The organism is Rhodococcus globerulus NBRC 14531, from assembly GCF_001894805.1.
In the GTDB taxonomy this organism is placed as follows: Bacteria; Actinomycetota; Actinomycetes; order Mycobacteriales; family Mycobacteriaceae; genus Rhodococcus_F; species Rhodococcus_F globerula.
Map to the genome: position 1 here is coordinate 370,691 of NZ_BCWX01000005.1, position 20,523 is coordinate 391,213.

Below are 20,523 nucleotides of genomic sequence, written 5' to 3' on the forward strand. Positions count from 1 at the left end.
GGAGCGGGTTCGAGAATGTTGCCGCTAGTTACCGGAGACCATCTTACTGGTAAGCACCGACAGGAACCGCCCAATGACACCCCTGGCTGCGCCACAGGCGAATTATTTTGGTCCTGGGAGGGTGAATCGCTAGGACGTTTGCTTCTCCCGGCGACGCTCTCTCAGGCTCGCAATAAAGGCCTGCGCATGTTCGGCAACCTCGCCGGCGTGTGAAATCGGCGACCAGTGACCGGCCGCAATTTCGGTTCGCCGCAGGTCGGAGACCCATTTTTCCGTATCTTCGAAGCCCACCGGGCGAACTGCCTTGTCGTACTTGTTCAGGATCAACTGAACGGGAACGTCCGTGTACCGTTCACGCGGTTTGCCCAGAGCAGGCCGAATATTTGCTCGGTACAACTTGAGACCGTTAACCATGTCGTCGGCAATTGTCGGCGCGGTCACCACCGATTTCGGGTCGAGACCGTCGAAAAATCCCAGAAAAGCCGGCCAGTGCTTGGAAAACCACAGCCGCAACGGCACCGTGCACAGACCTGGAATCTGAAACAGCACCGTGTACGCCGACGCCACAGCTTGCGCGGCCGGCCCGCGGAACCGCCGCCTGGACGCACTGGAACGGATCCATTTACCGAGATGGTCGAGATTCGGTCCCGATATGGAACTGAAGGATGCGATCTTTTCCTCGGCGCCCGGCTCGCAGACGGCCTCCCAGGTTTCGACGGATCCCCAATCATGAGCAACGACGTGAACCGGCTCGTTCGGACTGACGGCGTCGATCACGGCAAACAGATCACCGGCCATCGCACTGAGTTGGTAGTCCTGCACTCGCGACGGGATCGTGCTCTCGCCGGCCCCACGGCTGTCGTAGGTGACAACACGGAAATTGTCGGCCAGCAGCGCCGCGACGCGGTTCCACAATTCGTGAGTGTCCGGCCACCCGTGAACGAGGACGATCGTCTCACCGTCCACCGGGCCCTGCTCGAATACGGCAAGGCTGACGGCACCGTTCGTGACGCTGCGTGCAGTTACGGCATGGAGAGGCGCGTGCTTGGTCATCTGCAGACCCTTCGTAGGTGAGTAGAACTAGAGATCGAGTACCAGTCGTCCGCCGTCGGAACGCGACACACAAATCAGCATCTCGTTTTCGCGTTCGGCATCGTTCAGTCGGTTTTCGCGGTGATCCGGAGTGCCGGCGAGGACCTTCACCCGGCAGGTCCCGCAGAAGCCTTGCTGGCACGAGTAGCCGACACCGGGCAGGGTTTTCCGGACAACGTCGAGTGCCGACTGGTCGGCATTCACGGTCAACACTTCACCGGAGCTGACCAATTGAACTTCGAACGGGACCCCGCCAATTACCGGCGGAGCTCCAAATCTTTCGAAATGCAAAGCCGTGGAGTAGGTTTCACGAAAACTCGTGCGCACTGCGTCGAGCATGGGCGTCGGGCCACAGCAATATACGGCTCCACCTTCCGGAGCCTTTTCCAGAAGATCTGTGGCAGTGGGTAATCCGAATTCATCGTCAGGCCGCACGAATACTCGTTCCGATTCCCAGGTAGCGATCTCCTCGAGGAACGGCATGGACTCGCGGGAGCGGCCCGAGTACACGAAGTGCCAGTCCATTCCCAATTCCCTTGCAGCCCGGACCATTGCAATGATCGGAGTAATTCCGATACCACCGGCAATGAAGAGTGCACCACCCTCGCCGACAAAGGGAAACCCGTTGCGCGGACCACGAACTGTCACGTGCTCGCCTGGTTGCAGTGCATGCATTTCGACGGAACCACCACCACCGTCGGGAATTCGGCGCACGGCGACGGTATATCCCCAGCGATCAGCGGGGTCACCGCAGAGCGAATACTGTCGACGCAAACCGGAAGGCAAATGGAAATCCAGATGAGAGCCGGGCTGCCACGGGGGAAGCGGTGAGCCGTCTGCAGACTCGAAGCGCAGGCGGACAACATTCTCGTCTGTCGCCACGACCTCGCGGGCACTGACCATCATGTTCAGCGCGGTATCCGGGTTGTGACCGGCGATCTTCGGGTTGTAGTCGTATGCCGTCAGAACGCGAAGGTACTTGTCCGCCAACGACTCTGTGATCCGCATAGCCCGATCGGGGCGAGCGCGACCTGCGAGATCTGGCGGAGCCTGGTGCCGCGGAAGACCGTCGTGCCCGATCAGGACGTCCTTGATCCTGGCAATCGACGGAATCACCGTGCCGCCGCCTGCGCAGCCGGCGAGGACGCCAGGTACTTCACGGCCTGAGCCGTCGAACCTTCTTTTCCGGGGTGATACGACTTGGAGAAGTACGTCGACATCCGCTTGACCAGTTCGAAACTGGTGGGGACGGTGCCGCGCTTGCCTGCTGCCACAAAATCCGACAAGTGCGGGCGACGCCGACTCGGCGCCTGGTTGGCAAGTTCGGGATCGTTGCGCATCAGGAATCGGGTACCGCGGATCCACAACCACACGATGACGGGCGTGACCAGGATCTGAGTGCGGATACGGCGGGTTTCACGCTTGTCGAAGTAGCGCATCACGTCGTACGCGACGGAGCGGTGTTCGACTTCCTCGGCTCCGTGCCAACGAAGCAGGTCGAGCATCGTCGGGTGCATACCGGCCCGATCCAGACCGTCGGCGTTGAGAACCCAGTCACCGAGAAACGCTGTGATGTGTTCGATGGCCGCGATGATCGCCAGACGCTCGACCAGGTGATTCTCGGCTCGCAAGCCTGTCAGGGGACGGGGTCCGAGCAGCTTCGAGAAGGCCCATTCCATCTGCTGCGTGTACGCCGTCGGATCAAGTCCATTTTCTTTCAGATGGACCAGCACACCGGTGTGAGCACCGGCGTGCATGGCTTCCTGGCCGATGAAGCCGACAACGTCGTCACGAAGTTTCTCGTCCTCGATGAGAGGGAGTGCTTCCTTGAACGTTTCGACAAACCACTCTTCACCGGCCGGGAGCAGCAGATGCAGCACGTTGAGTACGTGAGTACTGAACGGGTCACCCGGAATCCAGTGCATTGGCAGGTCGGACCAGTCGAATTCGACATTGCGTGCCTGCAACAAGATGTGATCAGGCTCGGCGTGTACCTTGCTCGGCATCTGACTACCCCTTCATGCTCTGTGACACAGTTCACCCAGAACTAGGGTAACTGTAACATGAAGTAATAGGTACAACCAGGCCTTGCTCAGCCGTACGTATCGCGAGGTCCGCGGCCTTTGACGTGCCTTTCGCCCTTACGCCAACTGGGCGCGCTCGGCCCGGTAATCCGTAGTGTCTTCACGACGCCGTCACCCACAGCCACTGCGATTTTCGCGAGAATCTGGGACTGCATCATCCGCAACTGAGTCGCCCAGGCCGTCGACTCCGCCGAGATGCTCAGAACCCCTTCACGAAGGGAAATGGGCTCGGCGTGCGCCGAGATGTCTTCACCGACAACCTGCGGCCACCGGCCGAGAACCGTCCCTTCGGACACTCTCGGGGACCAGCCGCGTGATTTGGATACCGCGCTGGTCAGTGCACCGAACGGTTGTGGGTCGCGGGCATCGGGGCCGGGGCCGGACCACCCTCCGCGTCGACGCGGCCTACCGCTACCGAACTTGGGCGACGACCGGCCCTGGCCGACAGCTTTGCCGTTGGCCTTAGCCGCAGCACGGGCCTCCTCGAGGGCTCGGCGAGCCAAATCGATACCCCGAAGTTCGGGCTCTTTTTCGTCAGTCACGATTCTCGACCCCCTCGGACAAGTCCGTCGTCGCAGACCAGTCTTTCGAGACTATCCGTGAAATACGACCTTCGGGTGTTTCCGATGCTTCGACGCCGAACTTGGCTGCCTCGAGTTCGTCCGGAACGTCCTCCGGAACTGCGGCGGTGACAATGACCTGTTCAGCGGTGGCGGCGACCGCAGCCAACGCACGGCGACGGCGCCGATCCAATTCCGCAAAAACGTCGTCGAGCAGCAATACGGGGTCACTGCCTTCTGTTCGCAGCAACGCAAACCCCGCTAGCCGCAGCGACAACGCAAACGACCACGATTCCCCATGACTGGCAAAACCCTTTGCGGGGCTGTCCCCGAGAATCAACTCGAGGTCGTCACGGTGCGGACCGACCAGACATACACCCCGATCAATTTCCTTGGTTCGCATCACCGACAGTTCGTGATGGAAACGCTCCTCGAGGTACGCGACGTCGTCGATTCCGGGAATCCTTGTGGGATCGGTGAATTCAGGATCCAAGGACGTTCCGAGGCTGCTGCGGTATCGCATCGACGCTGGCCTCGATTCCGGCGCTATCGAGCGATACGAGTCGGCAAGGTGCGGAGCGAGATCGTGAACCAACTCGAGGCGTCCGGCCAACAATTGTGCGCCGTGCGCCGCCAAATGCCCGTCCCACACCTCGAGGGTGGAGAGAACATTCTCGCCGCTACCGGAACCGCGTCGTAGTGCCCCGCCCGCCGTTTTCAGCAGCGCTGAGCGTTGACGCAACACCTTGTCGTAATCCGCACGTACAGCGGCCATTCGAGGGATGCGGAACGTCAACAGTTCGTCGAGATATCGCCGGCGGTCACCAGGATCACCGCGAACCAACGACAGATCCTCCGGCGCAAACATCACGGACTGAAGGATGCCGAGTACTTCACGGGGACGCCGCGCCGGCGACTGATTTATCCTGGCGCGGTTGGACTTTCCCTCGATCAGCTCGACGTCGATGGTGAGTTCACGACCGGAATTGACCACCGTTGCACCGGCAAAAGCGCTAGCGGAACCGTTGCGAATCATCGGGGCATCAGAAGAAACCCGATGAGAGGACAGCGTCGACAAGTAGCCGAGCGACTCGAGGATGTTGGTTTTACCGTGCCCGTTGGAACCGAGGAACACAGTGGTTCCCGGTACCAGATCGAGTGTCAGGGAATCCCACGAACGGAAGTCCCGCAACGAGAATCTACGAACGAACACTCATGCCGCCCAACAGCAATTATCAGCCTGGAAGTCGAACCGGCATCAGCAGGTAGGTGTATTCGCTCGAGGGCGCAGCGAAGTTACCCGACTCGTCCGGTGTCGGATCTTCGTCGGTAGCCGGACGCAGAACTGCGGGACGGCTGGGCGTAGTGAAGCCGAACAGGACGTTCTCGCTGTGCAGCGAGTTCAGTCCATCCGTGAGGTATCCGGGGTTGAACGCAATGGTCAACGGCTCACCCTGGAACGTTGCGTTGAGAGTTTCCTCAGCGCGGCCGGCGTCGTCGCCACCAGCGGAGAGCAGCAGTCCCTCGGAAGAGAACTGCAAACGCACCTGAGCGCCACGCTCTGCCACGAGAGCTACACGCTTGATGGCTTCGATCAGCGGAACAACCTCGACGGTTGCCATGGCCGTGTGCTGCGCCGGCAGAAGCTGGCGGAACTTCGGGAACTCGGCATCGAGGAGGCGAGTCGTTGTGCGACGACCGTCGTTGACGATACCGAGGAGGCCGTCGTTGCCGATGCTCGAGCCTGAACCGAGAGCCAGCTCGACCGGTGAACTTGCGTTTCCGGCAAGCGTTTTCGCGGATTCGGACAGGGTCTTTGCCGGGATGAGAACCGCAGCCTCGACATCGGGGTTTGCCGGCATCCATTCGAGCTCACGGACAGCAAGACGGAAACGGTCGGTCGCAGCCAGAACAATGGAATTCTGGGCGATCTCGACGCGAATACCGGTCAACATCGGCAGGGTGTCATCTTTACCGGCTGCGATGGCAACCTGACTGATTGCTTCGGAGAACAGATCTACCGGGATGGAACCCGACTGCTGCGGAAGCGTCGGAAGCTGCGGGTAGTCCTCGACCGGCATCGTCGGCAGGGAGAACTTTGCGCTTCCGCACGAGATCAGAACGCGAGTGCCCTCGAGGGTGACATCGACAGGCTTGTTGGGCAAGGACTTGGTGATGTCGGCAAGGAGGCGACCGGAAACCAGGACCTGACCGACAGTGGTGACATCTGCGGAAACGCGAACCTGAGCTGATACCTCGTAGTCGAAACCGGAGACCGTGAGTCCCTGTTCGGTTGCATCGAGAAGAACGCCACCGAGTACGGGAACCGGCGGCCTCGAGGGGAGGCTACGGGCAACCCATGCAACTGAATCTGCGAACTCTTCCCGGGATACGCGAAACTTCAGGCTTCCAAGCTCCATCGCCGGGTAATTCCTCTCGGTAGGCATGTTCTGGTGACAGCAAGTCTGGCACAGACGTCAGATGACAAGTTTGGCACAACGGGGTGCGACGCCAACCGTATGCCCTCGAGGGGCGATCAGGAAAGCCGAGACGGGGACGAGCGAGGCCCGTTCCGAGGTTCCTCACAGGAGTTGTCCACAAATCTACTTTTAAAGAGCTTTTCCTAGAAATTTCTCAGTAGTAGTAATAAGTCCTGTGCAATCTGTGGAGTAACGGTTGTCGATGCAGGTCTGCCCCCTCGAGGGCTTGTGGACTTCTCGAGGACAGACTCGAGGAGCGATCAGGGCCCTCTGTGCACAGACAAGAAGTTTTCGGATTACTCCTCGAGATCTCCACAGACTTTCGAAGTTATCCACACAGTTATCCCCAGATGTGAATACTTTCCAGAAGAAACGAAAGGTTTAACTAAATCGGCGTGTCGAACCCTGGCGTGTCGTGGGTTTGGAGGAATGACCCGCCCTCGAGGGACGCAGTCGACACAGCGGTGCCCCCTCGAGGGAAGGACTTTCCCCCTCGAGGGGGCACCGGTAAAAAATGCAGGTCAGCGCTTGGAACGCTGCTTGATCCGAGCCGTCAGCTCTTGTACCTGGTCGTACACCTTGCGACGTTCGGTCATTTCCTTACGGATCTTCTTGTCCGCGTACATGACCGTGGTGTGGTCACGCCCGAACGTCTGACCGATCTTCGGCAATGACAAATCCGTCAGCTCACGGCACAGATACATAGAGATCTGGCGTGCCTGAGCGAGCGGACGGGCCTTACCCGGCCCGCAGAGGTCGTCGATCGACATATTGAAGTATTCGGCCGTCACGGCCATGATCGTCGCCGCATTGATCTCGAGGCTCGACGAATCAGGCATCAGGTCCCGAAGGACAACTTCCGCCAACGTCAGATCCAGCGGCTGCCGGTTGAGCGAGGCAAACGCGGTGACACGAATCAACGCGCCCTCGAGCTCGCGGATGTTGCGCTCGATCCGGCTGGCGATCAGCTCGAGGACGTCGTGCGGCACCTCGAGGCGATCCATCCGCGCCTTCTTGCTCAAGATCGCGATACGCGTCTCGAGTTCCGGCGGCTGAACGTCGGTGATCAGGCCCCATTCGAATCGCGTCCGCAGACGCTCCTCGAGGGTGGCCAACTGCTTGGGCGGCCGGTCTGAGGAGACGACGATCTGTTTGTTCGCGTTGTGCAAGGTGTTGAAGGTGTGGAAGAACTCTTCCTGGATACCTTCCTTGCCTTCGATGAACTGGATGTCGTCGACGAGGAGGACGTCTGTCTCGCGGTAGCGGCGCTTGAATGCCACCTTGCGGTCGTCGCGAAGACTGTTGATGAAGTCGTTCGTGAATTCTTCCGTGGAGACGTACTTCACGCGCATACCGGGAAAGAGCCGTTGCGCATAGTGACCGGCCGCGTGCAGCAGATGCGTCTTGCCGAGCCCGGACGCGCCCCAGATGAAGAGAGGGTTGTAGGCCCGGGCGGGCGCCTCCGCGATCGCGACCGCGGCAGCGTGAGCAAATCGGTTGGACGAACCGATGACAAACGTGTCGAACGTGTACTTCGCGTTGAGGCTGTTTGCACCGGAATTCGACGAGGACGGCGTCGACGGCGGTTTCGTGAAGTACGACGGCCACGATTCGTGAACGCTCGCCAATGCTTCTCGGTCGTCGTCGACCTCTTCGCTCTCGGCGGTCTCGGAGTCGGACGGTTCCCCGTCGCCTTCGGTGAATCGGCGTCGACGGTAGGCGCCGGAACTGCTGACCGATTCGAACTGCCGGCTTCCTGTGCGCTCTTCCGGTTCTGCCGAATCTTCGTCGGGAGGAGCGATACGGACGCCGAGGCCCTCGACCTGTCCACCGAGATGTCGTCCGAGTGCTTGCAGAATCGGTTCGCGCAGATCGCGCTCGATGGTCTCCTGAGCGAAGGACGACGGAACCGAGAGGAGTGCAAATCCTTGCGCGAGTGTGAGTGGTCTCACCAGGCGGACGAATGCCTTCTGCTTACTACTCAGTATCGGAAGATCGTTCCCGGGGTCATCACTCGTGAGTTCTGCAACCACGTCGACCCAGGCACGTTCGAGCGCGTTGGGATCGTCGTTCACGTGGTTCCTTCCGTGTTTCACCGACAGCGAGTGCGCTGGCGCTACCGAGCACGTTGCTGCGGCATGGATGTTCGGTGGTGGGGATGTGCGCTGGTGTGACACTTTTGTTATGTCTGTTGGTGTGTCTGCCACCTGAGGTGAGAAACCTCGTAACAGCCTACGAATATGCCACCTGAACTGTGTTTCCACACAATTATCCACAGATGTGGACAAACGTGCACCGAGTCGGTTTATTTGTGGGATTTTTCCTGAGAATCCAACCCGAAGTCGATCTACCTGGCCTTTTGTTGCAACTCGAGGCGTTGGACACTCGGCGGTAGCGGTGCGTTGATACTCACAGCCCTGTGGATGAATGCCAAAACTTGGGTTTCCGCGTCGCAACCTGACCCCCGGACCGAACGTGCAGATGAGGCCTTGTCGAGTGCTTCTCTGTCGGAATTGCGTACACCGGGTTTTGTATGCTCTGAGCACCGTTGCGAAAATGTTGCCAAGGTCACACTCGGTGCCTCGCTCGAGGTCAACGACCTATGCACATCTGGGTTCGAAAATCAGGGATTCGACGACATTCGGCGTGTCGATTCTGCTTCGGAGGAGTGTCCGCCGAATGCGCTGGTTTGACCTTGGCAACGGTGGTAAGTAACCTCGAACAGTCACCCGCTGGTGGTGATCGTTTCGTGCTGACTACATATGTCGGGTCGGAAGGATTATCCAAGCCGCTTGCCGGGTGGAGAAGACCGTTAGATCCAAGGCGCTCAGGTGGCGCCGATCAATTAGAGGGCGCCGGGAGGCGCCAATGAACTTCGAGGAGTGTTGACCGTGGCCAAGGGCAAGCGGACGTTCCAGCCGAATAATCGCCGCCGCGCGCGTGTTCACGGCTTCCGTCTTCGTATGCGTACCCGTGCGGGTCGTGCAATCGTTTCGGCGCGTCGCCGTAAGGGCCGCGATTCCCTGACAGCCTGATCTGATTCTGAGATCAGGAGCTCGGGGTGTTGCCTGAGCCGTACCGGTTGCGCCGCCACTCGGATTTTTCCGTGGCGGTGCGACGTGGTCGTCGTATGGGAAGACGCGACCTTGTCGTGCACGCGTTTGATCGCGAGCAGGTAGAGGCGTTGGTAGTAACAAATCACGGTCCCCGATTCGGGCTGATCGTGAGCAAGGCTGTCGGGCCGGCGGTGATTCGACATCGAGTCGCGCGCCGGCTTCGTCATATATGTGCAGACCTCGCACAACAGGTTTCACCGGAAACCGATGTGGTTATTCGTGCACTTCCAGGTAGCGCGAGCGCCAGTTCCGATGAGTTGGCCAAGCAGTTGCGCGCAGGTCTGGGCAAAATGAATCTATTGGTGTCGGTAAGTGAAGAGCCATGAGTACTCCGCTCGATGAGCAGATCGAAACTCCCTCAGCCTCCCGTTTTCTGACGGTTTTGAAGGCTGTGCGTCGCGCTCCCGCCACTGTTCTCATCTTCTGTATCGAGTTGTACCGGACGTATGTGTCGCCCCTGCGGATGCCGACCTGCCGGTTCACCCCCACGTGTAGCGAGTATGCGGTGGATGCCCTCCGTACGCACGGGGCGATCAAAGGCCTTTTCTTGACTGTGGTGCGGTTGGCGAAGTGTGCCCCCTGGCATTCTGGAGGGTGGGACCCCGTTCCGCCCCGTCGTGGCCGTGATGCGGGTTGCCGCCACCGCGGTCCTATGGACGAACAGAGGAGTACTTAGAGCCGTGCTCAATTTCATTTACTATCCGGTCTCCGCGATTCTGTGGGTCTGGCACAAGGTCTTCGGCTTTGTGTTCGGCGCAGACAGCGGTTTCGCCTGGGCACTCGCAGTGGTGTTCCTGGTGTTTACGCTGCGTGCGGTTCTGTACAAGCCGTTCGTGAAGCAGGTCCGCACCACCAGACAGATGCAGGAACTGCAGCCGCAGATCAAGGCTCTGCAGAAGAAGTACTCAGGTGACCGTCAGCGTCAAGCTGTCGAGATGCAGAAGCTCCAGAAAGAGCACGGATTCAACCCGATCATGGGTTGCCTCCCGGTCTTGGCTCAGGCACCCGTCTTCATCGGCCTGTTCCACGTTCTACGTTCGTTCAACCGAACCGGAACCGGTATGGGTCAGCTGGGTATGGATCCCGCTACGAACGCCAGCACGCCTAACTACGTGTTCAGCGCTGCGGACGTGCAATCCTTCCTGGACGCACGTCTGTTCGGTGCACCGATCTCGGCTGCGATCACCACCCCCGTCGCACAGCTTCAGGCTTACGTCACCGAGAACGTTCCCGAGTTGCCGTCACGACTGAACATCATCCTGGTTGCAGCTCCGCTGATGATCATCGCGAGCATTGCTACGCACTTCAACTCCCGCGCATCCGTCGCCCGCCAGTCCGAAGCTGCCGCAGCGAATCCACAGTCCGCGATCATGAACAAGCTCGCGCTCTACGTTTTCCCGCTCGGTGTTCTGGTCGGTGGACCGTTCCTGCCTATCGCAATTCTTCTGTACTGGGTTGCCAACAACATCTGGACCTACGGCCAGCAGCACCTCGTCTTCCGCAAGATCGATGCCGAAGAAGAAGAGAAGAAGCAAGAAGCGATCTCACGTCGAAACGACAATGCTCCCAAGCCCGGTGCTCGCCCGAATCCCGCCAAGAAAAAGGGATCTCCGGCAGCACTGAGTGCGACGGAATCATCAGACGAATCCGAGTTGCCCGAGGTATCTCTCAACAAGGCCGACAAGCCAGCGACCAAGCCCACCGGCTCGGGGGGTGGCGGCGCTTCGTCGAAACCGAAACAGAACCGGCCACAGAGCAATCGCGGTAACTCCCCCAAGCGCAATAAGCGGCGCTGATCGAGGAAAGAGAACGACCAATGTCCAGTGATGCTGACACCGCTTTGGATGGAGAAAACGCAGACGTGAGCACTGAAATCGCTGCGCCCGTTACCGACGTCGACGTCGAAGATTCAGACATCGACGATTCTGACGACGACCTGATCGAAGAAGGCGAAATCGCCGGCGATTACCTCGAGCAGTTGCTCGATGTACTCGACTTCGACGGTGATATCGACCTGGACGTCGAGGGCGATCGTGCGATCGTCAGCATCGACGGCGGGGACGATCTGACCAAGCTGGTTGGCCGTAAGGGCGAGGTTCTCGACGCTCTCCAGGAATTGACCCGCCTTGCCGTCCAGCAGTCCACAGGCGAACGTAGCCGCTTGATGCTCGATATCGCCGGGTGGCGCGCAGGCCGTCGTGAAGCACTCAGTGCCCTCGGTGCCGAGGCTGCTGCACGTGTTCTCGAAACCGGTGAGCGTGAAGAACTGGCGCCGATGACGCCGTTCGAACGCAAGATCGTGCACGACGCCGTCGCCAAGGTGAAGGGCGTATCGAGCGAAAGTGAAGGCGCTGAGCCGTCACGTCGAGTGGTTGTCCTGAAGGACTGACACTCCCCCAGCAGTACGAGAATGCGAGCCCCGGATTCGATCCGGGGCTCGCATTCTTTTTGCATTTTCCGGCAATCGGTTTCACGTGAAACGGTCGCGGAAACGGCACCCTCTTCTGGTATCTCGTGAACGATCACCTCGTTGCCGATATCCGTCACCACGGCAACGAAGGTTACAGTCCGTGTGTCGATCCCGACGAGCCAACTGACCGAGACACCTCGTTGGCGGGACACTTGGCGGTAGATCGCTGTACAACCGTCGATGATTGCTTTCGGATACGACGCCTAGGTGTACCCGGCCAGGACGTTGGTAGCGGGCGTGTCGGCTTGATGTGAAGAGAACCTCCGGTTGGGGTGTGGCTTGTCGAAGGCCCACTTCCCACCGGAGGTTCTCGTGTCCCACGGTAATGCCCGCACCACGTATCTCGGGAGAATGCTCATCGTCGAACGCCACCGGGACGGCTGGCCCAAGGCCCATATCGCCAGCGCGATGGGGGTTTCCCGTAAATGTGTGTCCACTTGGGTGGACCGCTTCGCGGCCGAGGGTGAGGCGGGATTGCACGATCGGTCCTCTCGTCCGCACATGATGCCGACCCGAACCGCGGCCACAGTCGAGACGCGGATCGTCGAACTACGCATGCGTGAACGACGCGGACCGGACTGGCTCGCAGCGGAACTCGGTGATCCGCTCGTCGAAGACCACCGCGGTGCGCTACGAACGTCAGCGCCCCGGCGAGCTGGTGCACATGGACGTCAAGAAGCTCGGCCGGATCCCCGACGGCGGCGGATGGCGTGCCCGCGGCCGCGAGCACCGGGAGCGGGACTACTCGACGAAGGTTGGATTCGACTACGTTCACTCGCTCGTTGACGACCATTCCACGCTCGCCTACTCGGAGGTCCTGCCGGACGAGAAAGGCGCCACCTGTGCGGGTTTCCTGATCCGCGCGATCGACTACTTCGCCGGCAACGGGATCACCAGGATCGAACGGCTGATGACCGACAACGTCTGGGCCTACCGGTCGTCATTGCGTGCGGTCTGCGCCGAGCACGGCATCCATCAGAAGTTCATCAAACCGCACTGCCCATGGCAGAACGGCAAGGTCGAACGACTGAACCGCACCCTGCAGGCCGAGTGGGCCTACCGGCAGGTGTTCACCAGCAACGCCGAGCGCACCGCCGCGCTTGCGCCCTGGATCGAGTACTACAACATTCGACGACGTCACAGCGCACTCGGAGGCCTGCCGCCGATCAGCCGGCTGTCACCAACCTGATGGCCGGGTACACCTAGGCCGTGTCGATGATTGCTTGCCTGACGACGTCGAGATCGATCAGGTCATCTTCGGGACCGATCTGTGACGGCAGAAAGCTCGTCAGGGCGAACGGTATTCGAATCACAGTCGGTTTCGGCGGAGGAACCGGCGGAGGGCTGTCGCTGTAGTCGACGTCCCATATGAGCGCGCCTTCCTCGAAGGTCGGAAGCAGGCCGGAATGTTCGGTACCCGATTCGATACTGATCCGGACCGAATCGACATAATCCGTCAACGACGCCGATACAGGATCGCAGTCATCAGCGACCTCCCAGCCGAACTCGCGAACGAAACCTTGTTGCCGACCCCCGCGGGTGTCGACGTATAACAGGTCGCCGGATCCGTTCTCTGCGAACGGAAGATAAGTATCGAGGAACATGTGCGCGACTTCCCCGGCTTGTTGCTGCCGAGCGACCTGAATCCAGTCGTCGCCGAGTCCTTCAGTGTCATGGAGTGTTTCCGGGTCTCGGCAGTATTTATGGTTGGCGACTAATTCGTCGAGACGAGCAATCCGAAGTTCGGGAACACGCTACCGATTAAGTCCCCTCCCCCGGTCGGCTGTTCCTGGCCGTCATGAAGTGAGTAGAACCCGCACCCATGTACGTGAGCCACGAGTCGGTAAGTGTCATTTTCAGAATGTCTGGGGCGGGATGAATGCGCCGGATGGTTTCACGTGAAACGCCTCACCTCAAGTTCAATGAATTAGACAGTTTTCGGGATGAAATTTCCCCATAAAGGAACCCTGCTTAGTTTCGTCACTGTGATGATACTGCTCGAGGGGTATCTCTCTTTGAATGGGCATGTTTCACGTGAAACCTGGCGCGACCGCGAATGAGTTGGCAGACTCACAGCGAGTCGACGCGTAGAAGTGAACACTTGTCGGCGATAACACGGATAATAACTTTGGTCTTGATTGTTGATTTCGCGGTATACGCGGGAGGATGTTTCACGTGGAACAAAATGGTGCGGCGTCGGTTGACTGGGATGAACAAGCGACTGCGCGCGCTGTGTTCGGCGATCGATACGACATTGCAGAACGCTACTACCAATCTCTGGCAACGGACGGCGTTGAGCGTGGGCTCATCGGACCTCGCGAGGTGCCGCGACTCTGGGAACGTCACTTGCTCAACTGCGCTGTCATTGGTGAGTTGATCGCCGAAGGTGAGTCTGTTGTCGACGTAGGAAGTGGAGCCGGGTTGCCGGGTATCCCTCTCGCAATCGCGCGGCCGGACCTCAAAGTCACTCTGGTCGAACCGCTTCTGCGGCGGTCTGTGTACCTCGCCGAGTTCATCGAATCCAACGGATTGGATGTTCTGGTGGTCCGGGGGCGCGCCGAAGAATCTGGCGTAGTGAAGGAAGCCGGGGGTGCCGACGTAGTGACGTCGCGTGCTGTTGCGCCGTTGGAAAAGCTGGCCCGTTGGTCACTCCCCCTCATTCACGAGCACGGTCGGATGCTTGCGCTGAAGGGTTCGAGCGCTGCGGAAGAGATCGAGCGCGACCGAACCGCGTTGACCAAACTCGGCGCGGGCAAGTTCGAAATACTCGAGTGTGGATCCAAATTTCTCCGGACGCCCACCGTCGTGGTCAAGGCCGAGCGTCTCCCCAAACGGCGTCAGCGATGACGAAGGAAGTACACATGATGAGAGCACGCAGTGGTCGATTCGCAATCGAAGGAGCAGTCAATGTCGGGTCGATCTGAAGCCGTGGTTTCACCGGAAATTGTTACTACGTCCGAAACCGCTCCGTCGCCGGAGACCGCTGTTTCACGTGAAACAGCAACACCGCAGCCGAGCGTGAACGCGGATCCGGTGATCAATGACGACGAGAATTTCACGGCTCCCTATTCCGAGATCTCCTCGGAAGAGACTCCGATCGGCGCTGCCGCGCATCGCGCAAGCCAGGTGCTGCACCCGCACTCGGTGACCCTGCCCAAGCCCGCTTTCCGTCGGGTAATCACGATTGCCAACCAGAAGGGTGGCGTCGGCAAGACAACAACAACCGTCAACCTCGCTTCTGCGCTCGCCCTTCAAGGGCTTACCGTCCTCGTGGTCGATTTGGACCCTCAGGGCAACGCCAGCACCGCTCTGGGCGTCGTTCACACCTCGGGTACCCCTTCGAGCTATGAGCTCCTCATCGGCGAAGTGAAGGCCGTTGACGCGGTTCAGGCAAGCCCGCACAGTGAACGGCTTCTCTGCATCCCCGCGACAATCGACTTGGCCGGCGCCGAGATCGAACTGGTGTCGATGGTGGCTCGCGAGAATCGTCTCAAGGGCGCGCTGAACGACAAGGTGCTCGCGGAGCTGGACGTGGACTTCGTCCTCATCGACTGCCCGCCGTCTCTCGGCCTTCTGACCGTCAACGCGATGGTCGCGGCCAAGGAAGTTCTGATCCCGATTCAGTGCGAGTACTACGCCCTCGAGGGTGTCGGCCAGTTGCTGCGAAACATCGAATTGGTGCAGGCACACCTGAATCCCGATCTGCATGTCTCGACCGTTCTCCTGACGATGTACGACGGCCGCACCAAGCTCGCCGACCAGGTGGCAGAAGAGGTGCGTAAGCACTTCGGCGACACCGTTCTCCGGGCTGTGATTCCCCGAAGCGTCAAGGTTTCCGAAGCTCCGGGCTACGGCATGACCGTTCTCGATTACGACCCGGGTTCACGCGGGGCGATGAGTTACCTCGATGCCGGCCGCGAATTGGCCGGACGCTCTGTCACCACTACGACGCAGGAGCAGTGAGATGAGCCAGGCACGTAAAGGCGGATTGGGCCGCGGCCTTGCCGCACTGATTCCTACCGGTCCGGCCACTGCACCCGGACTGGGGGCGGCAGCAGCGGATCTCATCATCGGCGGCGAAGTGGGAAGCGGTGACATAGGAAGCCGTGAAAACGGCGGCGAGAAGGCCAACCCCTCCCCTCCCCCACCGAAGACAGCGGCCCCCAAAACCACAAAATCCAAAGCTGGTGACGCAAAGACTGCAGTGCCGACCGCGGATGAACTCGAGTCTGAACTGACATCCGCTGGCGCTGTCTACCTCGAGATCGAACCGAGTCTGATCGAGACCAACCCGAAGCAGCCGCGTCACGTTTTCGACGAAGAAGCACTTGCGGAGTTGGTGCATTCCATCCGTGAGTTCGGTTTGATGCAGCCGATCGTGGTTCGCCGCAACGGCGACAAGTACCAACTTGTCATGGGTGAGCGCCGCTGGCGGGCGAGCCAGGAAGCCGGCCTCGAGAAGATTCCGGCGATCATTCGTGAGACCGACGACAACTCGATGTTGCGTGACGCGCTCCTCGAGAACATTCACCGTGTTCAGTTGAATCCCCTCGAGGAGGCTGCCGCGTATCAGCAGTTGCTCGAAGAATTCGAAGTGACGCACGAGGAATTGGCGAACCGCATCGGTCGCTCGCGCCCCGTCGTGACCAACATGATCCGTCTGCTGAAGCTGCCGGTGGCTGTCCAACGACGCGTCGCTGCTGGCGTTCTGTCGGCCGGGCATGCTCGTGCATTGCTCTCCCTCGAGGCGGGTGCCGACGCTCAGGAAGTGATGGCGGCGCGCATCGTGGCGGAAGGAATGTCGGTCCGAGCGACAGAAGAAGCTGTCACTTTGGCCAACCGCGCGGACAGTGAGCTTGCTCCCCCACAGAAGCGGAAGCCGATCGTGATGCCGGGTCTGCAGGATGTGGCGGAGCGGTTGTCCGACTCGTTCGACACCCGCGTGACGGTCAGTTTGGGTAAGCGGAAGGGCAAAATTGTGGTCGAGTTCGGCTCGGTGGATGACCTTCAGCGCATCGTGGGCATGATGGAAGCGCAGAAATCGAACAAGTGACGAAACATCGACATCCATCCATACCAGCTAGTTTTGTCACTGTGACAAAATATTGATGCTGAGCGGTTCCCGGAAGTGAAATACTTTGAACCGCAACAGTTTTGATGTGGCGGGTGCAGCGGCAGCGCAGACGGAGTTGTGGTGGCTTATTCTGGAGAAGGAAAACGCGTCGGGTAGGGCAAAAATGTGCGGCGGAGACCTAAATGTTCGGCAGATACCAAAATTGAGATCGCGACCTACGGAAGTGAGTTAGCCAGTGTCGACTCACGTCATCACATCGCTGCGGCTTGACGGTCTCGATCAACTTTCGGCACACGCTCGCCGCTGCGTGTTCTGGGAGATGGATCCGGCGGCCCTTCACGATGCGCGGGGATTCTGCGATCAGGAATTCGAAAAAGAAGCGTGGCTGTCGATGGTTATGCTCGAGTGGGGATCCTGCGGCCAGGTCGCGGTCAAGGACGGCAAACCACTCGGCAGCGCTCTCTACGCCCCTCCCCGCACCATTCCGCGCGCCCAGATGTTCCCCACCAGTCCCGTCAGCTCTGACGCCGTTCTGCTGACCAGTCTTCGGCTGGAGCCGTCGGGCGTCGAGGAAAGCCTCGGGCCGGCCCTCATTTCCGCTGTGGTGACCGATCTCGTTCGACGCGGTGTCCGTGCCCTCGAAGCTTTTGGTATCCGCGCACATGAGCAGGAGTCGGCGTCGGATATCGCGTCGGCAACTGCAGCATTGGAATGTTCACCGGAGGAATGCATGATCAGCGCAGATTTCCTCGAGGATTACGGCTTCGAGGTTGTTGCGCCCCATCATCGGTACCCACGCTTGCGGCTCGAACTCGATCGGGACCACGAGTGGAAAGTCGACGTCGAGGAAGCCCTCGATCGACTCCTGCAGGCCGCGGCCCTCGAGATGATTCAGGTTGGTGAACTGACACGCGTGTGAGTAACGCGCGTGTCAGTTGCGGTCGGATACCGAAAGTTCTTCTGCGAGAAGCTCGGCAAACGTGAACGTGCCGGTGGGCTGATCGTCCTGCCCAAGCAGGTACAGGCGTTTGACCGAAATCAGGATGGCCTCGGCGATGGTGTCACGCATACGCGGATTGGTAAGCACCGCAGCATCATTCGCGTTCGAGAGGTAGCCGAGGTCGATCTGTACCGTCGGCATGTTGGTCAGTCGCAGCAATTCCCACGTGCGACCATGAGTCCTGTTGTCCTGCAACGGGGTTCGGGCAACGATCTCGCGCTGGACGAACCCGGTGAGAATCTGACCGATCTTCGAGACCGAACCGTGTGAATTTCCGAAATGGAAACTCGCCACACCGTTTGCGGACGGGCTGGGATTGCTGTCGCACCGCAGCGAGATCATCAGGTCTGCGTCGAACGCGTTGGAAGTTGATGCCCGATCAGCCTCTGACGGATCGACATTGTGCGGCCGCGAGAGGAACGTCTCCATTCCGGTTGCGGCCATACGCCCCTCGAGGCGCATCGCAAGATCCCACAGCACATCGGACTCGGAGATACCGTTGACGATCGCTCCGGTGGACGGGCCGCCCAGACCGGGATCGATGACGATCCGCTTTCCGCCCAGCTGCGGGCCCTTGCGCCGCACCAGTTCTTCCTCGCTGATCGCGTGAGGTGAACCGCCAGTGACACGAGTTCCGAGAAGGTCGAGCGAGCGCAGAGTCTGGGGGCCGCAGATGCCGTCGGCGGCGATGCCGATCTCACGCTGGAAGGACGACAACGACTCGTGCGTCATCGGCCCGAAGAAGCCGTCGACGCGCCCCGAGTAGAAGCCGAGATCCTGGAGTTTGGTCTGTAGTGCTGCCACGTCGTCGCCGTACAGCGGAGCGGACAGCTGGTAGATCAGAGTGCGGGCGCCTAGGCGGTACGACGCCTCACGAATGGACCGATACGTTGCCGGGCCCACGATGCCGTCGACAAGTAGCCCACGTTGCTGCTGGAAGGCACGAACGGCGCTGTCGAGGTGATGATCGAAGATGACGTCCGGCGCAACCCAATGGGCACCGTCGCCGCTTTCACGTCGAATGCTGGACGGGATGTGGTGCAGATATCCCAGCTTCGTCAATGTGCCCCGAATCTCGGCGACGGCCGGGCCGTGATCACCGTGTCGGAGTCGATGCATGCGTGAAAACCTCTCGGATCGGCAAAAGAATTCGATCGATGTGCCTGGAAGTGGATCTGATCAGGCACATCGATCGATTATCTCAGAAAACCTGGGGATTGCGAGAATCCCCTACGTTCACAGGGTACTCAGAGTACGTCCGAGAGTTCCTTGAGCAGCGCGGCCTTGCCCTTTGCGCCGACGATGGTCTTGATGGGCTGTCCGTCCTTGAACAGGATCAGTGTCGGGATCGACATGACCTGGAAGTCGCGGGCTGCGGCCGGGTTGGCGTCGATGTCGAGCTTGGCGATGGTCAGCTTGTCGCTGTTCTCACCGGCGATTTCCTCGAGAACCGGGGCGACCATCTTGCACGGGCCGCACCAGGTTGCCCAGAAGTCGACGAGAACGGGCTTGTCGCTGCCCAGGACGTCCTGCTTGAAGGAATCGTCGGTGATGGTGACGGTATTCGACACTGTTACTCCTCGAGGGTTGTGAACGAGCTGGGATCAGGGGGCGCCGACGACGTCGACGGCGTGACCGGCGGCATCGAGGGTGTTTGCGGTGATGTCGCCGCGGTCGGCGAGCCAGCGTTCGGCGTCGATCGCAGCGGAGCATCCGGTGCCGGCAGCGGTGATGGCCTGACGGTACGTGTGATCGACCAGGTCGCCGGCCGCGAAGACGCCGTCGACCGAGGTTGCGGTGGAGCCGGGGGCGACGCGGACGTAGCCGGCGTCGTCGAGGTCTACCTGGCCCTTGACGAGTTCACTGCGGGGATCGTGTCCGATGGCGACGAACATGCCGGTGATCTCGAGGGTGGAGGTCTCGCCGGTGACGGTGTCGCGGACCACGAGGCCGGTGACACTGTTCTCGCCAAGGACCTCGAGGGGTTCGGCGTTGGTGAGGAAGCGGATCTTCTCGTTGGCCTTGGCGCGCTCGAGCATGATGCGTGAGGCGCGGAACTCCTCGCGGCGGTGCACCAGGGTGACCGAGCGGGCGAAGCGGGTGAGGAAGGTTGCTTCTTCCATGGCGGAGTCGCCGCCGCCGACCACGACGATGTCCTGGTCGCGGAAGAAGAATCCGTCGCAGGTGGCGCAGGCGCTGACGCCGCGGCCGAGGAGACGCTCTTCACCGGGAATCCCCAGGTAACGCGCTGCGGCGCCCATCGCGAGGATGATCGCGTGCGCGGCGTAGGTTTCGCCGTTCGCGACGACGGTTTTGATCGGGCCGCTCAGGTCGATCTCGTCGACGTCCTCGGTGCGGATGTCGGTGTCGAAGCGCAGAGCCTGCTCACGCATCTGTTCCATCAGGTCCGGTCCCATGATTCCCTCGCGGAATCCGGGGAAGTTTTCGACCTCGGTGGTGGTCATGAGGGCGCCACCGAACTGGGTTCCCTCGAAGAGCAGGGGCTGGAGCTCAGCGCGCGCGGTGTAGACACCAGCGGTGTAGCCGGCCGGTCCGGAACCGACAATGATGACGTCATGGACCGCGGGCGTGGTTTCCAGCTGGGTGGTCATGCGAGCCTTCCAATAGTGAGTGCAGACCCTCCGCT

Annotated in this window: 20 protein-coding genes and 1 pseudogene; 10 read left to right on the forward strand and 11 right to left on the reverse strand. The window is 60.3% G+C overall.

What is annotated here, in order from left to right; all coding sequences use genetic code 11:
• Positions 1-129: 129 nt before the first annotated feature.
• The 7 genes from RG2_RS25445 to dnaA form a co-directional block, all read right to left on the reverse strand.
• A complete protein-coding gene (locus tag RG2_RS25445; RefSeq protein WP_033235311.1) occupies positions 130-1,053 on the reverse strand; it encodes an alpha/beta fold hydrolase in 924 nt (307 codons plus the stop codon).
• Positions 1,054-1,080: 27 nt separating this feature from the next.
• Positions 1,081-2,100: a PDR/VanB family oxidoreductase gene (locus RG2_RS25450; protein ID WP_371851344.1), complete on the reverse strand. Its 1,020-nt coding sequence runs from the start codon at positions 2,098-2,100 to the stop codon at positions 1,081-1,083.
• 104 nt (positions 2,101-2,204) lie between these two features.
• Positions 2,205-3,098 (reverse strand): metal-dependent hydrolase, encoded by an 894-nt coding sequence (locus RG2_RS25455; protein WP_033235310.1) that lies wholly within the window; start codon positions 3,096-3,098, stop codon positions 2,205-2,207.
• 86 nt (positions 3,099-3,184) lie between these two features.
• Positions 3,185-3,718: a DUF721 family protein gene (locus tag RG2_RS25460; RefSeq protein WP_033235309.1), complete on the reverse strand. Its 534-nt coding sequence runs from the start codon at positions 3,716-3,718 to the stop codon at positions 3,185-3,187.
• Positions 3,711-4,949, reverse strand: coding sequence for a DNA replication/repair protein RecF (recF, locus tag RG2_RS25465; protein WP_033235308.1), 1,239 nt, complete (start codon positions 4,947-4,949; stop codon positions 3,711-3,713). Before recF ends, RG2_RS25460 begins: the two co-directional genes overlap by 8 nt.
• 22 nt (positions 4,950-4,971) lie before the next feature.
• The gene (gene dnaN, locus RG2_RS25470) at positions 4,972-6,156 is read right to left on the reverse strand and encodes a DNA polymerase III subunit beta (protein WP_033235307.1); all 1,185 of its coding nucleotides are present in this window, start codon (positions 6,154-6,156) and stop codon (positions 4,972-4,974) included.
• Positions 6,157-6,737: 581 nt separating this feature from the next.
• Entirely contained in the window at positions 6,738-8,291 is a 1,554-nt protein-coding gene (gene dnaA, locus RG2_RS25475) for a chromosomal replication initiator protein DnaA (protein WP_033235306.1), read from the reverse strand.
• An 816-nt stretch (positions 8,292-9,107) separates the two neighbouring features.
• Between dnaA and rpmH the strand changes: the two genes are divergently transcribed.
• From rpmH to RG2_RS25510, 6 genes and pseudogenes are all read left to right on the forward strand, one after another.
• Positions 9,108-9,251, forward strand: coding sequence for a 50S ribosomal protein L34 (gene rpmH / locus RG2_RS25485; protein WP_003942540.1), 144 nt, complete (start codon positions 9,108-9,110; stop codon positions 9,249-9,251).
• Between the two features lie 26 nt (positions 9,252-9,277).
• On the forward strand, positions 9,278-9,658 hold the full coding sequence (gene rnpA, locus RG2_RS25490) for a ribonuclease P protein component (protein ID WP_045066064.1): 381 nt from the start codon (positions 9,278-9,280) through the stop codon (positions 9,656-9,658).
• A complete protein-coding gene (yidD, locus tag RG2_RS25495; RefSeq protein ID WP_072782717.1) occupies positions 9,655-10,008 on the forward strand; it encodes a membrane protein insertion efficiency factor YidD in 354 nt (117 codons plus the stop codon). The genes rnpA and yidD overlap by 4 nt, the downstream gene beginning before the upstream one ends.
• 4 nt (positions 10,009-10,012) lie before the next feature.
• Positions 10,013-11,128: a membrane protein insertase YidC gene (gene yidC / locus RG2_RS25500; protein ID WP_033235304.1), complete on the forward strand. Its 1,116-nt coding sequence runs from the start codon at positions 10,013-10,015 to the stop codon at positions 11,126-11,128.
• 20 nt (positions 11,129-11,148) lie between these two features.
• Positions 11,149-11,721: a Jag family protein gene (locus RG2_RS25505; protein ID WP_033235303.1), complete on the forward strand. Its 573-nt coding sequence runs from the start codon at positions 11,149-11,151 to the stop codon at positions 11,719-11,721.
• Between the two features lie 393 nt (positions 11,722-12,114).
• A pseudogene (locus RG2_RS25510) lies at positions 12,115-12,991 on the forward strand (integrase core domain-containing protein).
• Positions 12,992-13,004: 13 nt separating this feature from the next.
• Here RG2_RS25510 and RG2_RS25515 read toward each other — a convergent pair.
• Entirely contained in the window at positions 13,005-13,538 is a 534-nt protein-coding gene (locus RG2_RS25515) for an SMI1/KNR4 family protein (protein WP_341477506.1), read from the reverse strand.
• A gap of 430 nt (positions 13,539-13,968) precedes the next feature.
• Here RG2_RS25515 and rsmG point away from each other — a divergent pair, with 430 nt between their 5' ends.
• The 4 genes from rsmG to RG2_RS25535 all read left to right on the forward strand — a co-directional run bounded on the left by rsmG (position 13,969) and on the right by RG2_RS25535 (position 17,795).
• Positions 13,969-14,649, forward strand: coding sequence for a 16S rRNA (guanine(527)-N(7))-methyltransferase RsmG (gene rsmG, locus RG2_RS25520; protein WP_033235301.1), 681 nt, complete (start codon positions 13,969-13,971; stop codon positions 14,647-14,649).
• 60 nt (positions 14,650-14,709) lie between these two features.
• On the forward strand, positions 14,710-15,765 hold the full coding sequence (locus RG2_RS25525) for a ParA family protein (protein ID WP_230590224.1): 1,056 nt from the start codon (positions 14,710-14,712) through the stop codon (positions 15,763-15,765).
• Between the two features lies 1 nt (position 15,766).
• Positions 15,767-16,855, forward strand: a complete 1,089-nt coding sequence (locus RG2_RS25530) for a ParB/RepB/Spo0J family partition protein (protein ID WP_033235300.1) — start codon at positions 15,767-15,769, stop codon at positions 16,853-16,855.
• 256 nt (positions 16,856-17,111) lie between these two features.
• Positions 17,112-17,795, forward strand: a complete 684-nt coding sequence (locus RG2_RS25535; RefSeq protein ID WP_033235299.1) for a hypothetical protein — start codon at positions 17,112-17,114, stop codon at positions 17,793-17,795.
• A gap of 12 nt (positions 17,796-17,807) precedes the next feature.
• Here the strand turns inward: RG2_RS25535 and RG2_RS25540 are convergent, their stop codons facing one another.
• The 3 genes from RG2_RS25540 to trxB form a co-directional block, all read right to left on the reverse strand.
• Positions 17,808-18,995: an N-acetylmuramoyl-L-alanine amidase gene (locus RG2_RS25540; protein ID WP_033235298.1), complete on the reverse strand. Its 1,188-nt coding sequence runs from the start codon at positions 18,993-18,995 to the stop codon at positions 17,808-17,810.
• 128 nt (positions 18,996-19,123) lie between these two features.
• Entirely contained in the window at positions 19,124-19,447 is a 324-nt protein-coding gene (gene trxA, locus RG2_RS25545; RefSeq protein ID WP_033235297.1) for a thioredoxin, read from the reverse strand.
• Between the two features lie 33 nt (positions 19,448-19,480).
• Complete coding sequence (gene trxB, locus RG2_RS25550; protein WP_033235296.1) at positions 19,481-20,488, reverse strand: thioredoxin-disulfide reductase; 1,008 nt, start codon at positions 20,486-20,488, stop codon at positions 19,481-19,483.
• Positions 20,489-20,523: the final 35 nt, after the last annotated feature.

Excerpts from the sequence above, each read along its gene's own strand:
- RG2_RS25505 (WP_033235303.1), top strand. The coding sequence starts at position 11,149 with ATGTCCAGTGATGCTGACACCGCTTTGGATGGAGAAAACGCAGACGTG.
- RG2_RS25455 (WP_033235310.1), bottom strand. The coding sequence starts at position 3,098 with ATGCCGAGCAAGGTACACGCCGAGCCTGATCACATCTTGTTGCAGGCA.
- RG2_RS25540 (WP_033235298.1), bottom strand. The coding sequence starts at position 18,995 with ATGCATCGACTCCGACACGGTGATCACGGCCCGGCCGTCGCCGAGATT.
- RG2_RS25450 (WP_371851344.1), bottom strand. The coding sequence starts at position 2,100 with ATGCGGATCACAGAGTCGTTGGCGGACAAGTACCTTCGCGTTCTGACG.
- RG2_RS25445 (WP_033235311.1), bottom strand. The coding sequence starts at position 1,053 with ATGACCAAGCACGCGCCTCTCCATGCCGTAACTGCACGCAGCGTCACG.
- RG2_RS25530 (WP_033235300.1), top strand. The coding sequence starts at position 15,767 with ATGAGCCAGGCACGTAAAGGCGGATTGGGCCGCGGCCTTGCCGCACTG.
- yidD (WP_072782717.1), top strand. The coding sequence starts at position 9,655 with ATGAGTACTCCGCTCGATGAGCAGATCGAAACTCCCTCAGCCTCCCGT.
- RG2_RS25525 (WP_230590224.1), top strand. The coding sequence starts at position 14,710 with ATGTCGGGTCGATCTGAAGCCGTGGTTTCACCGGAAATTGTTACTACG.
- dnaN (WP_033235307.1), bottom strand. The coding sequence starts at position 6,156 with ATGGAGCTTGGAAGCCTGAAGTTTCGCGTATCCCGGGAAGAGTTCGCA.
- rsmG (WP_033235301.1), top strand. The coding sequence starts at position 13,969 with ATGTTTCACGTGGAACAAAATGGTGCGGCGTCGGTTGACTGGGATGAA.
- trxB (WP_033235296.1), bottom strand. The coding sequence starts at position 20,488 with ATGACCACCCAGCTGGAAACCACGCCCGCGGTCCATGACGTCATCATT.